Origin of the sequence: Corallococcus sp. RDP092CA, from assembly GCF_041903675.1 — a bacterium.
Taxonomy (GTDB): domain Bacteria; phylum Myxococcota; class Myxococcia; order Myxococcales; family Myxococcaceae; genus Corallococcus.
Map to the genome: position 1 here is coordinate 25010 of NZ_JAYESI010000040.1, position 14352 is coordinate 39361.

At 71.8% G+C, this 14352-nt stretch carries 13 protein-coding genes; 8 read left to right on the forward strand and 5 right to left on the reverse strand.

The window, feature by feature from the left end:
- From U8525_RS30400 to U8525_RS30415, 4 genes are all read right to left on the reverse strand, one after another.
- A complete protein-coding gene (locus U8525_RS30400) occupies window positions 1-414 on the reverse strand; it encodes a hypothetical protein (protein WP_374270204.1) in 414 nt (137 codons plus the stop codon).
- 115 nt (window positions 415-529) lie between these two features.
- Window positions 530-1621 (reverse strand): HupE/UreJ family protein, encoded by a 1092-nt coding sequence (locus U8525_RS30405; RefSeq protein WP_374270205.1) that lies wholly within the window; start codon window positions 1619-1621, stop codon window positions 530-532.
- Window positions 1622-1685: 64 nt separating this feature from the next.
- The gene (locus U8525_RS30410) at window positions 1686-2255 is read right to left on the reverse strand and encodes a hypothetical protein (RefSeq protein WP_374270206.1); all 570 of its coding nucleotides are present in this window, start codon (window positions 2253-2255) and stop codon (window positions 1686-1688) included.
- Window positions 2252-2398: a lmo0937 family membrane protein gene (locus U8525_RS30415; RefSeq protein ID WP_374270207.1), complete on the reverse strand. Its 147-nt coding sequence runs from the start codon at window positions 2396-2398 to the stop codon at window positions 2252-2254. The genes U8525_RS30410 and U8525_RS30415 overlap by 4 nt, the downstream gene beginning before the upstream one ends.
- A gap of 304 nt (window positions 2399-2702) precedes the next feature.
- On the opposite strand from U8525_RS30415, the gene U8525_RS30420 reads away from it, so the two are divergent.
- The 7 genes from U8525_RS30420 (at window position 2703) to U8525_RS30450 (ending at window position 12005) form a co-directional block, all read left to right on the forward strand.
- Window positions 2703-3440, forward strand: a complete 738-nt coding sequence (locus U8525_RS30420; protein ID WP_374270208.1) for a lytic transglycosylase domain-containing protein — start codon at window positions 2703-2705, stop codon at window positions 3438-3440.
- A 227-nt stretch (window positions 3441-3667) separates the two neighbouring features.
- Window positions 3668-3991 (forward strand): STAS domain-containing protein, encoded by a 324-nt coding sequence (locus U8525_RS30425; RefSeq protein ID WP_374270209.1) that lies wholly within the window; start codon window positions 3668-3670, stop codon window positions 3989-3991.
- Between the two features lie 146 nt (window positions 3992-4137).
- Window positions 4138-5118, forward strand: coding sequence for an AAA family ATPase (locus tag U8525_RS30430; RefSeq protein ID WP_374270210.1), 981 nt, complete (start codon window positions 4138-4140; stop codon window positions 5116-5118).
- Window positions 5115-6092 carry a DUF58 domain-containing protein gene (locus tag U8525_RS30435; RefSeq protein WP_374270211.1) on the forward strand — a complete coding sequence of 326 codons (978 nt, stop codon included), beginning with the start codon at window positions 5115-5117 and terminating at the stop codon, window positions 6090-6092. Before U8525_RS30430 ends, U8525_RS30435 begins: the two co-directional genes overlap by 4 nt.
- A complete protein-coding gene (locus U8525_RS30440) occupies window positions 6089-8158 on the forward strand; it encodes a DUF3488 and DUF4129 domain-containing transglutaminase family protein (RefSeq protein ID WP_374270212.1) in 2070 nt (689 codons plus the stop codon). The genes U8525_RS30435 and U8525_RS30440 overlap by 4 nt, the downstream gene beginning before the upstream one ends.
- A gap of 418 nt (window positions 8159-8576) precedes the next feature.
- Window positions 8577-9464: an RNA polymerase factor sigma-32 gene (locus U8525_RS30445; protein ID WP_120557449.1), complete on the forward strand. Its 888-nt coding sequence runs from the start codon at window positions 8577-8579 to the stop codon at window positions 9462-9464.
- A gap of 69 nt (window positions 9465-9533) precedes the next feature.
- Window positions 9534-12005, forward strand: a complete 2472-nt coding sequence (locus U8525_RS30450) for an OPT family oligopeptide transporter (RefSeq protein ID WP_374270213.1) — start codon at window positions 9534-9536, stop codon at window positions 12003-12005.
- A gap of 48 nt (window positions 12006-12053) precedes the next feature.
- On the opposite strand, the gene U8525_RS30455 is transcribed toward U8525_RS30450, so the two are convergent.
- Window positions 12054-12383: a hypothetical protein gene (locus U8525_RS30455; RefSeq protein ID WP_374270214.1), complete on the reverse strand. Its 330-nt coding sequence runs from the start codon at window positions 12381-12383 to the stop codon at window positions 12054-12056.
- A 200-nt stretch (window positions 12384-12583) separates the two neighbouring features.
- Here U8525_RS30455 and U8525_RS30460 point away from each other — a divergent pair, with 200 nt between their 5' ends.
- Window positions 12584-14350 carry a HEAT repeat domain-containing protein gene (locus tag U8525_RS30460; RefSeq protein WP_374270215.1) on the forward strand — a complete coding sequence of 589 codons (1767 nt, stop codon included), beginning with the start codon at window positions 12584-12586 and terminating at the stop codon, window positions 14348-14350.
- Window positions 14351-14352: the final 2 nt, after the last annotated feature.

Here is a 14352-nt window from a genome sequence, read left to right on the forward strand (position 1 = left end):
TCAGGAATCCGCGGGGGCCGCGACGGCCTGGGACTCGCCCCGCCGCACCGCCGCCAGGGCGCCTTCCGCCAGGGCGAGCAGCTCCCGGGCGCGGTCCTGCTCCTCGGTCCGGTTCAGCTCGCACACCCAGGCGGAGGACAGGTCCGCGTGCTGGCGGGCCATCTCCGCGGTCGTCTCATAGCGCGCGGCCGATGCGCGGGCGAAGGCCCCCTCGCGGCGCAGCTCCAGCACCGTGTCTGGATCCAGATCGATTTCTTCCGGAGGGACCGGCAGCGGCCCGCGCCCCAGCGCCGCCAGGCGGGCCAGGAGCCGCGAGGCGTGGGCGCGACAGAAGGCGGCCAGCACCATCAAGCGCGCCCGGACCCGCGCGTCGCTCATGCGCTCCGCCAGCCCCGTCATGCGACGGGCCGACACCACTTCTGCTTCCCACGCGGCGGCCAGTGCGGCTGCCAGCCGGGTATGCCTCGCTCCCATCTGCGTCCCTCCCCCACCCTCGTGAGACGCAAGCTAGGAACGCTGTTGGGGCAATTCAACCGACCGCGCGAGCAACCATCCAATAAAGCCCGACTCCCGCCAGGCCGATGGAGGACAGGCGCACAACCTTCGAGTGCAGCCGGGGCCTGCGATGGACGATGCGCAGCACGGGGACGAGGAAGGCCACCACCGCCGCCTGCCCCGCCTCCACGCCCAGGTTGAAGCCCACGAGCGCCGGGACCACGGACGTCCCCAACCCGTAGCCGCCGAGCACGCTCGCGAAGCCCAGCCCGTGCACCAGGCCGAACCCGAAGGTGAGCCCCGCGCGGTGGCCGTGCCGGCGCAGGAGCAGGTTCTCCAGCGCCATGTAGAGGATGGACGCGGCGATCGCGGCCTCGGCCCACCGCGTTCCCCGCGCGCCCAGCGTCACCCAGCCCAGGGCGGTGCACGCCAGCGTCAGCGAGTGCGCCAGCGTGAAGGACGTCACCAGGAGGAGGATCCGCCGGAGCGTGCCGCCCACCAGCAGCACCGCCAGAAGGAACAGCAGATGATCCGCCCCCGACAGGATGTGGCGGATGCCCTCGCCCACCCAGCCGGCGAAGCCGTCCACCGCCGCGCCACCGCCCTCCAGGCCGAGCGTGGGGTGCTCCCGGTCCGCGAAGTCCATGCCCGCGAAGCCCCCCTCCTCCGAACCGCCCGCGCGGATCAGCCGGTAGCCCGGAGGCAGCGCGTCCAGCACGCCAAACGTCTGTTGGAGGGAGCCCGGCGGACAGCGGAACTCCGCCTGGAGCTCCACCGCGCCGCCCTCTTCGTTCCAGGTCGCGCTCGAGGACCGGAGCGCGCAGGGCGCCCCACCCGCGGTGAGCGGCAGCCGGCTCCAGAGCCGCGCCTCCACCTCCGGCCGCAGGGCCTGGAGCGCGGAGGCAGGAGGCGCGGCGCCCCCATCCCACGGGCCGGGTGGAAGACCGGGCACGAGCCGCCCCAGCGCGTCCGGCGCCAGCGTGAGCGTCTCCCGCACGCGCTCCGGGGACGCGTCCTCGCGGGCGGCCCGCACGACGAGCAGATCCGCGGCGTGGGCATGGGCGGCGGCGGGCCCCAGGAGGATCAGGGTCAGGAGCACCCACCGGGCCGCGGAGAATGGCTTCATCGCGCGAGGGAGCCTGCCCTCCGCGCGCCCTGGCCGTCCACCTCCGAGGTGCCCGCCGGGGTCCCTACTCGCTCACGAACTCCAGCCGCACCTGCTGCCGGCCGGACAGCCCGCCATGGTGCGCGCCGCAGCGCGGACAGATGAGGGGCTGATCCCAGTCCCACGAGGCCTGCACGTCCTCTCCGCAGCAGACCATGGGGATGGTGCGCAGCAGCTCCTCGTCCGGCGGCAGCGGCCGGGGCAGCGGCTCCGGCGCCACCGACACGAAGGTGGGCCGCGGGTTCTGCGCCAGCGTGCGGTGCACGTACGCCAGCTGCTCGTACCTCACGTGGTTCGCCCACGCGCGCGCCATCTGCTCCACGTGCGCGGACTGCTCCGGCGTGAGCCACGCGTCCGGCAGCGCGCGGTGGCCGCAGTACAGGCAGTGCCACGCGGGCAGCTCCTCCGGCGTGTACGCCTCGTGGAGGTTCTCGAAGGGGAAGTAGCCCGCGAGCAGCCGCTGGAGCATCCCCGCGTCGTGGCGGCTGGGCCGCGTCTTGAAGGCGCGCTGGCAGCGGGGACACTCGCGCCGCACGAAGCCCGCCTTGTCCCGCGGCAGCTCCAGCCACGCCATGTCCAGCTCCGGCAGGTTCACGCCAGCCCCCGCCTGCGCCCCAGCGACGCGACGGCCAGCACGAACGCGATGAGGGAGAACACCAGGAGGAGGTGCACCCACTGCCCCTCCGTCGAACCGGTGATCAGCCCCATCACCCACAACACCAACAAGATGATTCCCATGGTCCAGTACACGCCACACCTCCCGCCACGCCGGGCCCCGAAAGTCAGACCGGGCGCAAGCTAGGGACGCGGGCGCACCGCGGCAACAGGTGGAGCTTTCTGCAGGGTCAGGTTGGGAAACCCACTTCCCAGACCGGGCATTTTTTCCGGATGCCGGGGGCCTCGCGGGTGCTGCCCGAGCCCTTCTCTTAAGGATCCGTGAGCCACCCGGCGCACGCAACGTACGCTGGCACGTTGCCTGCTTAGCCGCTGAGTGTGGGCGAGTCAGCGGGCGCGGGCGGTCGGGGCGCCAGGGGAGGGCGAGATGCGGGGCTGGACGGTGGCGATGGCAGCGGCGGCGATGCTGGTGGGGACCAACGCGGTGGCTTTCCCGGTGCAGGTGCCCGTGGGGGCACAGGGTGAGGCGCCGGACGTCGCGGCCCTGCGGGCGCAGCTGGCGGAGAAGGAAGCGCAGCTCAAGGAGGCCCTGGCCCGGCTGCAGATGTACGAGGACGAGGCGGACTACCTGCGCGCGGAGCAGCTGGGCGTGGCCGAGGCCGTGCGCGCCTCCGGGCTCCCGGAGCGGCAGCAGCGCCGGCTGGCGGTGGCCATCGTCCGCGAGGCGGAGCGCAACAACCTGGATCCGCTGCTGGTGGTGGCGCTGATCCGCTGCGAATCCTCCTTCAACAACTACGCGGTGTCCGGCGTGGGCGCCATGGGCCTCATGCAGGTGATGCCCGACACGGGCAAGTACCTGGCGGAGAAGTCCGGCTACAAGCTGGGCCGCCACACCAACCTGTTCGACTTCGAGACGAACGTGAACCTGGGCACGGCCTACCTGGCGGAGCTCATCAGCCGCTTCGGCTCCGTGGAGGGCGCGCTCGTCGCCTACAACGCGGGGCCCACGCTGGCCAGGCGCATCCTGTCCAAGAAGGAGCACCGGACGAAGTTCATGGCCGGCTACCCCGCCAAGGTCGTGAAGGAGTTCCGCAAGCTGAAGGCCCAGCAGGAGCGCGCCATCAGCCTGCGTGCCGAGCAGGCAACATCCGACCGCAAGGGTTGACCGCTGCGTGACACGCCGTCCGCCCGGTCGCCAACACTCCGGCCGAAGTTGCAGGCTCGCCACTGACCCCAGCGCCCGCGACGATGCACTGTTCGGCTCCGGCTGGGCACCCCCACAAGACCGTGGGAACCCCCGGGCCACCTCCAGTGGTCCGGACACCGTGACCCAGCCGCCATCTCACCATCGCAGGCTGCACACACGTGCATACTTTTGTTGGAGCGCGCGACATGACGGGGCTTCGGATTCATCGGGAGGAGGAGGCGGGTCGGATCACCCTGCGCCTGGAGGGAACGCTGGACGGCCGCACGGCGCAGGAGCTGAGCAGCTCACTCCAGGCGCTGGCCCAGAGCGAGGTCGTCCTGGACTTCGCGCACCTGCGTGAGTTCAAGGACAGCGCGGTGGGCATCCTGACCCACGGCCTGAAGGACAGCGCCGTGCAGCTGCGCGGGCTGGCCACGCACCACGAGCGGATGTTCCGCTACTTCGGCGTGCTGTCCGCGCCGACGACGCACCGGGCGTACTACACGCCCGAGGACGTCCTGCCCGCCTGAGCCACCCAACCTGGAGTCCCTCCGGGTCGCGCGCATCCCCGGCAGCAGGCGCCCGCGCCTCCACGGCAGGCGGGCATCCGGCGCGGAACACGCGCGGTCTGGAGGGGTGCCGGCGGGCGTTCGCCTGGGCTAGAGTGCGCGCCCAGATGACCCAGCCCGCTCGCGTCCTCGGCCCCGTTCCCGCCCCTGCTTCCGCGCGCGCGGTGATGGAGCGGCTCGCCGCCCAGCTTGGCCGTGCCGTCCAGGGCAAGCCGGAGGAGATCCGCCGCGTCGTCACCTGCGTGGTGGCCGGCGGGCACCTCCTCCTGGAGGACATGCCCGGCGTGGGCAAGACGACGCTGGCGGAGGCGCTCGCCCGCGCGTGCGCCCTGTCCTTCTCCCGCATCCAGTTCACCGCGGACCTGCTGCCGGCGGACATCCTGGGCGCGCAGGTGTTCCACGCGCAGACGGCCACCTTCTCCTTCCGGCCGGGGCCGCTGTTCCGGCAGCTGGTGCTGGCGGACGAGCTCAACCGCGCGCCCCCGCGCACCCAGTCCGCGCTCCTGGAGGGCATGGCCCAGGGCCAGGTGTCGCTGGACGGGCAGACCCACCCGCTGCCCTCGCCCTTCATGGTGGTGGCCACCCAGAACCCGGTGGACTTCTCCGGCACCTATCCGCTGCCGGACTCGCAGCTGGACCGCTTCCTCGTGCGCCTGTCGCTGGGCCACCCGGCGCCGGACGTGGAGGCGCACCTGCTCACCACGCGCGGCGCGGCGTCCCCCCTGCCCTCCGTGGAGGCGGTGACGGGGCCGGAGGAGCTGGCGTCGCTGCGCGACTTCGCCCAGGACGTGAAGCTGGACGCGGCGGTGGCGGACTACGTGGTGCGGCTGGCGAGGGCCACGCGCGAGCACGGCGACCTGGAGCGCGGCGCGTCCACCCGGGCGGTGCTGGCGCTGGGGTCCGCGGCCCGGGCCCAGGCCCTGTGGGAGGGGCGCGACTTCGTCACCCCCGGCGACGTGCGCGCCATGCTGGTGCCCTGCTGGGCGCACCGCGTGCTGCTGCGCAGCGCGGTGCAGGGCGTGTCCGCCCGGGATGAAGCGGCGCACCTGGTGGAGGAGATCTCCCGCAGGGTGGCGGCCCCGCGGTGAAGGCCCCCGCCCGCCCCTCCGCCAAGGCGCGGCTGCGCGCCCTCCTCCGTCCGCCGCGCACGCTGTCGGTGACGAAGACGGGCCGCACGTACCTGGTGGTCACGTTCGGCGTGGGGCTGGGCGCGCTCAACACGGGCAACAACCTGCTCTACCTGCTGCTGGGCCTGCTCTTGAGCATGGTGGTGGTCTCCGGCGTGCTGTCGGAGCGCTGCCTGCGCGACCTGACGGTGCGCCGCGTGGGCTCGGACGCGGCCTTCGCGCGCGAGCCCTTCGCGTACCGCTGGGCGGTGTCGCGCAAGGCGGGCCACGGCTTCGCGCTGACGTTCTCCGAGGACCGCTCCCCGCTCACCGGCACCGGGAAGCTGGGCCACCTGCCCGCGGGCAAGGAGCACGTCGTCCGCGGCGACCTGGCCGCGCCACGCCGGGGCCCCGTGCGCCTGTCCGGCGTGCGCGTCACCACCACGTGGCCCCTGGGCCTGTTCGCCAAGACGCGCGTGTTCCCCCTGGAGGGGACGCTGCTCGTGTATCCGCGCCGGGGCTACGCCTGCAAGGAGCCGGGGCCGGCGGAGCGGGGCCCGCGCGGCGAGGCGGGCAGCCCGCGCCACCTGGACGGCACCGGCGACGTGGCGGGCCTGCGCGAGCTGGGCGTGAACGAGGACGCGCGCCGCGTCCACTGGCTGAAGAGCGCCGCGGCGGGGCGCCTCCTGAAGGTGGAGCGCGAGCGCGAGGAGCGCCGCGTGTGGAAGCTCGCGCTGGAGGCGGGCCTCACGGGCGACGCGCTGGAGCGCCGCTGCGAGGAGGTCGCCGCCCAGGCGCACCAGCTGCTGGACGCGGGGCACGAGGTCGGCCTCCAGCTGCCGGAGCGCCTGCTGCGGCCCGCGGCGGGCGCGTCCCAGGAGCGGCGCGTCCTCCAGGCGCTCGCGTGGGTGGGCTTCGAGGACGCGGACGCCGGGGCGGACCGGGAGGCGGCGTGAGGCGTCCCCTGCGGCTGCGGCTCCTCCTGCGCGACCTGGCGGCGGGCTCCGCCTTCGGCGCGATGGCCGTGTCCGGGCAGCTCCCGCTGTGGACGCTGGGCGTCTTCAGCACGGCGCTGGTGCTGGCGCTGTTCGACGTGCGGCTCGTCGCGCGCCACTCGCGCCTGTCCGCGCTGGGGCTCCTGGCGGCGGCGGTGCTCCTGGGGCTCCAGCTGACGTCCGGGGCGATGAACGCCGTGGTGGCCGCGTGTGCCTTCGCGGGCCTCATCGCCGCGCAGCGCATGCTGTCCACGCCGGACGCCGCGGCGGAGGGGCAGACGCACCTGACGGGCCTGCTGATGGTGGCGGGTGGCGCGGCCCTGTCCGGCGACATGACGTACGCGCTGTGCCTCATCGCCTTCGGGGTGCTGGCCAGCCTGGCCCTGGCCCTGGGCGTGGTGGAGGCGGCGGTGCCGGACGGCGAGCCCGTGCCGGTGCGCGCCGTCATGCGTCCGCTGTCCTCCGGCCTGGCGTTCGCGGTGGCCGGCGCGGTGGCCTTCTTCGTCCTCTTCCCGCGCCTCAACTGGGCCATGGTGGGGCCGCGCTCGGCGCCGGGCCTGGGCGCGGTGAGCAGCGCGGGGTACTCCAACACCGTGCGGCTGGGCGGCGCGGGCACCATCAAGGGCAACCCGCGCGTGGTGCTGCGCGCCGCGCTCACGCCCGACCCGGGCACGGACGCGCTGGACGCCTACTGGGTGGGCCGCACCTACGACACCTTCGACGGCATGGAGTGGTCGAACGTCGTCGGCGCGCAGCAGACCGAGCGGCAGATCACCCTGCGCCCCGCCAGCGACACGCTGCTGCACCAGCGCATCGAGCTGCTGCCCGCCTACGGCGCCCGCACGCTGATCGCCCTGGAGACGCCGTCCCGGCTGGGCAACGCCATGGCGCACACGCCCACCGGCACCCGGTACAGCCTCGTGCAGCTCCAGGGCGGCAGCGAGGTGCGCTTCACCGTCACCGCGCCCTCGTACACCTACGAGGCCTACAGCCTGCCCCCGGGCGCCAAGGCGGGCCTGTCCTCCGCCCTGCTCCAGGCGGAGAGGGATCAGCTCCTGGCGCTGCCGGATCACCTGGACCCGCGCGTGGCCCAGCTCGCCGCGCGGGTGCTCCAGGGAGAGAAGGAGCCCCTGGCGGCGGCGCAGAAGCTCGCCGCCTTCCTGCAGCGGGACTACGCATACACGCTGGAGCAGGAAGGCACGCCGGAGGATCCGCTGTCCGACTTCCTCTTCGTGCGCAAGGCGGGCCACTGCGAGCACTTCGCCACCGCGCTCACGCTGCTGCTGCGCACCCAGGGCATTGGCGCGCGGCTGGCCACGGGCTTCTACGGCGGCACGCGCGTGGACGGGGGCTACCTCGTGCGCGCGGGCGACGCGCACGCCTGGACGCACGTGCTCGTGCCGGGGCGCGGCTTCGTCACGGTGGACGCGACGCCGCCGTCCAACCGCTCGAGCCAGGGCTCCGTCCTCCTGGAGAAGCTGCTCGCCTTCTATGAAGCGATGGAGGCGCGCTGGCGCAACTCCGTCGTCGACTACTCCTTCCGCGACCAGTTCGAGCTCGCGAGCGCCCTGGTCCGCCCGCCCCGCCCACCTCCCGGCGCCAGCAAGGACGCCACCCCGAGCCGCCTCCCCCCGCCGCGCGCGTGGGCGACGGCCGCCGTCGTGGCCTTCATCGCCTGGCGCGCGGGCCGCTTCGCCTCCCGTTGGACGGGCCGCGCCCCGGTGCTGGAGGCCACGCGCTTCGTCGACCGGGTGGACGCCGTGCTCCAGAAGGCCCACGTGCCGCGCTTCGAACACGAGACGCTGGAGGACCTCACGACGCGCCTGGCGCGCGAAGGCCACCCGCTGGCGCTGGCGCTGACGCCCCTCACCCGCCGCTACCTGGAGGCCCGCTTCGGCGGCCGGGCCCTGCGCGAGGGAGAGGCCGAGCACCTGCTCGCCACCCTGCGCCGCGCGCTGGACGCGGAAGCCGCGCGCCGCGCCGCGAAGGCGGCCGGCCAGGCAGGCCCTACCGCCCGCGCCTCCTGAGCGGAAGAGAAGTGCCCTCCAGACGGAAGCGGGCTTCCGTCACCGGTCGCCCGCCCTCCCCAGGGACGCCCGGCCGAGGTGGAGAAATGTCTCCACCGCCGCCCCGTGTCGTCATTAAGCGTTTCAGCGAACCTCCATTCGCGAGCGCCATGGCGACGTGCGCTCGGGGGCCGCGCGCCGTGCAATTCCTCTCTTCGTAGACCCCCGGATTTCCTCTCGGCCACGGGTAATGGTTACAGGCTTTTTCGGGGGGCGCGGGTCTGCGTCCTCCAACCCCTCGGAGACACACGCGAATACATCCAACCCCGGTTGGCATCCCCGTTGCTCAGGGCAGACACGTCAAGTTGTAGGACTTGAACCCAGGGCACCTTTCAAGCGCCTCCGCCCCGGCGGGAGGCCCGATTCGGAGAATCCATCCATGCAGGCTTCGACCGAGCAGTCGTCCAATTCCGGCTCCCTCGCGATGTACCTCTCGGAGATCAACCAGTACTCGCTCCTGAAGGTGGAGGAGGAGCAGGAGCTGGCGCGCCGGTTCATCAAGGGAGACCTGGCGGCCGGCCACCGGCTGGTGACGAGCAACCTGCGCTTCGTGGTGAAGGTCTCCTACGAGTACCGCTCCTACGGCATCAAGATGTCGGACCTCATCCAGGAGGGGAATATCGGCCTGATGAAGGCGGTGCAGAAGTTCGACCCGGACAAGGGCATCCGCCTCATCTCCTACGCGGTGTGGTGGATCCGCGCGTACATCCAGAACTACATCCTGAAGAGCTGGTCGCTGGTGAAGCTCGGGACCACGCAGGCGCAGCGCAAGCTGTTCTTCAGCCTGGCGCGCACCCGCCGTGAGCTGGAGAAGCTGGGCAGCGGCGAGACCGTGGTGAACGTGGATGAGATCGCCCGGAAGCTCCACGTGAAGCCCGGCGAGGTGCGGGAGATGGAGCAGCGCATGGGCGGCCGGGACCTGTCCCTGGACGCGCCCATGGGCGAGGACGGCGGCAACAGCCACGTGGACTTCGTGGTGAGCGCCGCGGCGCCCCAGGACGACGAGTTCGCGGACAAGGAGGAGGCGGGCCTCATCAACAACCGCGTCCGCACCGCCCTCATGCGCCTGGATCCGCGCGAGCGCTTCATCATCGAGCAGCGCGTGATGAACGAGCGCCCCATGACGCTCAAGGAGCTGGGCGAGCATTTCGGCTTCTCCCGTGAGCGCGCGCGTCAACTGGAGATCCGCGCCAAGGACAAGCTCAAGTCGGAGCTGGCCGCCCTGATGGCGGAGGTGGATCCGGAGACCCTGGCCGCCCAGGGCTGAAGGCTGTTTTCGCACGTCGGCGGAGACCCTGCTACAACGGGCCCCTGATTCCCTGTCAGGAGTGCCTGCTTGTCCCACGGTTCCCCGCCGGTCGTCGACGATCGCGTCCCTCTCGCGGAGGCGCATGGCGCCGCCCCGCACAAACCCTATGTGTCCCCCGAGCAGTCGCCCACGGAGCTGACCCTCCGGGGCCTGGTGCTCGGGTCGGTGCTGGGCATCGTGTTCGCGGCGTCGTCCGTGTACCTGGCCATCAAGGTCGGCCTCACGGTGTCCGCGTCCATCCCGGTGGCGGTGCTCTCCATCGCCATCTTCCGGGCCCTGGGGCGCTCCAGCATCCTGGAGAACACCATCGTCCAGACGACGGGCTCCGCGGGTGAGTCGCTCGCGTTCGGCGTGGCGGCCGCGCTGCCCGCGCTGCTCATCCTGGGCTACGACATCAGCCTCACGCACGCGTTCCTCACCGCCGCGCTGGGCGGCGTCCTGGGCGTGCTGATGATGATCCCCCTGCGCCAGGGCCTCATCGTCCAGGAGCACGGCAAGCTCACCTACCCGGAGGGCACGGCCAGCGCGGACGTCCTCATCGTCGGCGAGCAGGGCGGCACCAACGCCCGCACGGTCATCCTCGGCTTCATCATCGGCGGCCTCTACAAGTTCGCCTACTCCGGGATGAAGCTCTTCAAGGAGGCCATCGGCACGCCCATCAAGGGGCTCAAGGCCGCGACGCTCTCCACGGAGGTGTCCCCGGAGCTGCTCGGCGTGGGCTACATCATCGGCCCGCGCGTGGCGGGCATCACCTTCGCGGGCGGCGTGCTCAGCTACCTCATCCTCATCCCGATGATCTCCTTCTTCGGCAGCGGCATGGAGACGCCGCTGCTGGTGCACAACGGGATGCTCATCAAGGACATGTCGCCGGATCAGATCCGCAACGCGTACGTGCTCTACATCGGCGCGGGCGCGGTGGCGACGGGCGGCCTCATCAGCCTCATCCGCTCCCTGCCCACCATCGTGGGCGCCTTCAAGCGCAGCGTGGAGACGCTGCGCCAGTCGCGCGCGCAGGGGCCGCTGCCCACGGTGCTGCGCACGGATCAGGACCTGCCCATCACGGTGGTGCTGGTGGGCAGCGCGCTGCTGGTGCTGGCCATCTGGCTGGCGCCGCCGCTGCACGTGAACCTCATCTCCGCCATCCTCATCGTCATCTTCGGCTTCTTCTTCGTGACGGTGAGCGCGCGCATCACCGGTGAGATTGGCTCCTCGTCCAACCCCATCTCCGGCATGGTGGTGGCCACGCTGCTGGTCACCTGCCTCGTGTACCTGCTGTTCGGCTGGACCTCGTCGCCGGACCGCTTCATGGCGCTCACCACGGCGGCCATCGTGGGCATCGCCGCGTCCAACGGCGGCACCACCGCGCAGGACCTGAAGACGGCGTTCCTCGTGGGCGGCACGCCCAAGCGCCAGCAGATCGCCCTCTTCGTGGGCGTGCTGACCAGCGCGATGTTCATCGGCCTGGTGCTGGTGCTGCTCAACCAGGGCGCCACCGCCGTGATTCCGGAGGCGCACCCGAACGTGCAGGTGACGGAGCTGACCCAGGAGACGCGCACCCAGCACACCTACCGCTGGGCGGTGTCCCAGGACGCGCTCGCCCGGCGCGGCATGACGCCCGCGCAGCTCAAGCGCTCGCTGTGGGCGGAGCGCCTGGACATGGCGCCGGCGCCGGACGGCACGCTGGAGCTGCGCAGCTGGCGCCCGGTGCCGGCCGAGGAGCTGGCCGGCCTCACGCTGTCGCCGGCCAACGGCCCGTCGCTGAAGCTGTCCGACGCGGGGGCCATCACCGCCGGTCCGGACCGCGTCTACAAGGAAGGCTACGTGCGCGGCGCGGACACGCCCGTGCCCGCCGGCCGCTACCTGGTGGATGACCAGGGCACCATCCAGTACGTGGTGGACCCGGGCATCGGCGGCCGCATCAGCGAGTACGAGGGCCAGACGCTCACCCGCTACTCCGCGCCCAAGGCGCAGCTGTTCGCGCTCATCATCGACGGCATCCTCACGCAGCGGCTGCCGTGGGACCTGGTGCTGCTGGGCGTCTTCATCGCGCTGATGCTGGAGCTGTGCGGCGTGTCCTCGCTGCCCTTCGCGGTGGGCGTGTACCTGCCCATCAGCAGCTCCGCGCCCATCTTCGTGGGCGGCATGGTGCGCCACTTCGTGGACAAGCTGCGCGGCGGCACCGCGGCGGAGTCCGAGTTCTCCCCGGGCACGCTGATGTCCTCCGGCTACATCGCGGGCGGCTCCATCGCGGGCGTGCTCATCGCGTTCCTGGAGATCGCCAGCGACGGCGCCTGGACGCGCGCCATCAACCTGCCCGCCCTCTTCGGGCACGAGGGCGGCCTTGGCGCGTTCCTCAACGCCGTGGGCGAGAGCGAGCTGGCGCACCCGACGTGGTCCAACGTCTGGGGCCTGGCGTTCTTCGCCGCCCTCACCGCGGTCCTCTTCCGCTCGGCCCTCAAGGGCAAGAGCGGCGCGGAGGCCCCGCCGCCGTCGCACTGACGGCCCGGAAGGCGCCCTCCCCGCCTCGTCCAGGGCGGGGAGGCGTGCCTACAGCCCGGGCACCGACGGCGGCACCGCCATGTCGCCGCCGGAGTCCTCCGGAGCCCTGGCGCAGACGTACTCCGCGCGCAACGGCGTCACGATGCCGAAGGTGAAGGCATAGACGAACGGGCTCCACCACGGCCAGTACACGTCCACCCGCGACAGGCCATGCCGGCACTCCGCCGCGGCCACGTTGGACGTCGTCAACCCCTCCACCAGGCTCATGCCCGTCCGGGACTCCGGCGCGCCCTCGCGCGGCGCCGGGCTGCGCACGCTCATGCGGAAGCACCCGGTGAGGGACGCCAGGACGAAGGCGGACGCGGCCAGTCGCTTCATGGACAGGGGACTCCGGACAAAAGGGGCCCCTTGCCTAACACACCGGGGATTCACCGCCAGTCCGCCCGATGTTGCCCAGGTGTCACGCCAACCCCCTGGATTCTGGGCACTTCTCGAAATGGGAACCGGCACGGGACGGGAGTACACTCGGGCTCCCCCCATCGGGGGGCTTCCACCCCCTCCGGATTCTTCCAGGATTCATGGCACAGCCCCAGAAAGTCACGGACGCGAACCCGGAGGTGGAGCAGTCCCCGGAGGTCCGCGAGAAGGTGGAACTGGCGAAGACGTTCGCGTTCCACCTGCTCAAGGGCATCAAGCAGATTGGGATGTACCGCCACAACGAGGCGCGCTTCCCGGAGTTCCTCTCCAAGGCGCTGGAGGCCATCTCCGCGTACACGGAGAAGTTCGGGCCGCTCTCGCTGAAGGTGGAGCAGCAGAACTTCATGCTGCACGGCGAGCCGCTCTTCTCCGAGGAGTCCCCGCTCCCCTACAAGTTCTTCCGCGACGGCATCCGCCAGCTCATCTTCCGGCCGGGGCTGCCCCTGGAGGAGCTGGTCACCCTCACGCTCATCGCGCTGTCGGAGCCGGAGCGCGGCGCGGACGACGTGCTCGCGCAGCTGTGGCGCGCGGGCATGCAGCAGGTGGAGTACGTGGTGGTGGAAGGCTTCTCCATGGAGGGGGCCAACGAGGACGAGGTCCAGGTGGAGGTGGACAAGGTGGTGGGCTACCTCTACTCCCGCCTCCAGACGAACTCGGATGACTTCCTGCGCTTCGCGCGCGTGTCGGCGGAGGACCTGGACGCGAAGCTGGACGGCGTGGAGCAGCTCCGCGGCCTCGTCGTGGGCGGCCGGCACGCCTCGGACGAGCTGAAGGCCCGCATCCAGCGCGAGATCATGGAAGAGGAGAACGCGCGCCTCTTCCCCAAGCTGGTGGGCGCGGTGTTCCAGGTGGTGGAAGGCGGCGTGGACGACGCGGCGCTCCTGGAGGAGATCTTCCTCCAGCTGTTGGACATGCTGCTGCTCCAGGACGACTTCGCCACGGTGAATCAGATCGTCCTCAAGCTGCGCGCGCTCTCCCAGCGCGAGGGCGGCGAGGAGCTGGGACGCCTGCTCAACAACTTCCTCCTCAAGATGGGCGAGGAGCAGCGCCTGACGCGGCTGGGCGAGTCCCTCAAGACGGCGCGCAGCAAGCAGCCGCAGGACGTGACGCGCTACCTCCAGGCGCTGGGCTCGGACTCCGTGCTGCCGCTGCTCAGCGTGCTGGAGACCATCGAGCTGCCGGAGAACCGCGCGCTGCTGGGCGACGTGCTGGCGACGTTCGCGCGCGACCTGCCGGACCCCTTCGTGGCGCGCCTGCTGTCGGACCGGCCGCAGACGGTGCGCGACATGGTCTACATCCTGGAGAAGAGCAACCACCCGGAGCGGGTGAAGATGTTCGGCCAGGTGATGAAGAGCCCCAACCTGGTGGTGAAGCTGGAGGTCATGCAGATCCTCGGGCGGGGCCGCACCGCGGAGGCCCGGCGCATCATCCACGAGGCGCTCACCGACTCCGTCTCCCAGGTGCGCATGCTGGCCGCCAGGCTCCTGCCGGAGTTCGACCGCGAGCGGGCCTTCACGGACCTGGTGCGCGTGGTGCGCGACGCCGGCTGGGAGAAGAAGACCGCCGAGGAGAAGACCGCCGTCTACGCGGCCATCGGGGCCACCAACCTGCCCGGCGCGCTGTCCATGATGCAGCAGCTGCTGTCGGTGAAGCCGTCGCTGCTCAACAAGCGGCGGGTGCTGGAGGACAAGCTGCTGGCCATCGCCGGCCTGGGCGGCGCGGCCTCCATCCAGTCCTACAAGATGTTGCAGGCCGTGGTGGAGGACAAGGCACAGCCCCTGGAGGTCCTCACCGCGGCACGCAAGGCGATGTACCAGACGCGCAAGGCCCTGTTCGGGGACTCGGCGCTCCCGGAAGAGGCGAGCTGACA

Bases quoted from the DNA above. Each gene is read 5' to 3' on its own strand.
- U8525_RS30405 (WP_374270205.1), bottom strand. From the start codon at position 1,621: ATGAAGCCATTCTCCGCGGCCCGGTGGGTGCTCCTGACCCTGATCCTC.
- U8525_RS30415 (WP_374270207.1), bottom strand. From the start codon at position 2,398: ATGGGAATCATCTTGTTGGTGTTGTGGGTGATGGGGCTGATCACCGGT.
- U8525_RS30420 (WP_374270208.1), top strand. From the start codon at position 2,703: ATGCGGGGCTGGACGGTGGCGATGGCAGCGGCGGCGATGCTGGTGGGG.
- U8525_RS30425 (WP_374270209.1), top strand. From the start codon at position 3,668: ATGACGGGGCTTCGGATTCATCGGGAGGAGGAGGCGGGTCGGATCACC.
- U8525_RS30430 (WP_374270210.1), top strand. From the start codon at position 4,138: ATGACCCAGCCCGCTCGCGTCCTCGGCCCCGTTCCCGCCCCTGCTTCC.
- U8525_RS30445 (WP_120557449.1), top strand. From the start codon at position 8,577: ATGCAGGCTTCGACCGAGCAGTCGTCCAATTCCGGCTCCCTCGCGATG.
- U8525_RS30455 (WP_374270214.1), bottom strand. From the start codon at position 12,383: ATGAAGCGACTGGCCGCGTCCGCCTTCGTCCTGGCGTCCCTCACCGGG.
- U8525_RS30460 (WP_374270215.1), top strand. From the start codon at position 12,584: ATGGCACAGCCCCAGAAAGTCACGGACGCGAACCCGGAGGTGGAGCAG.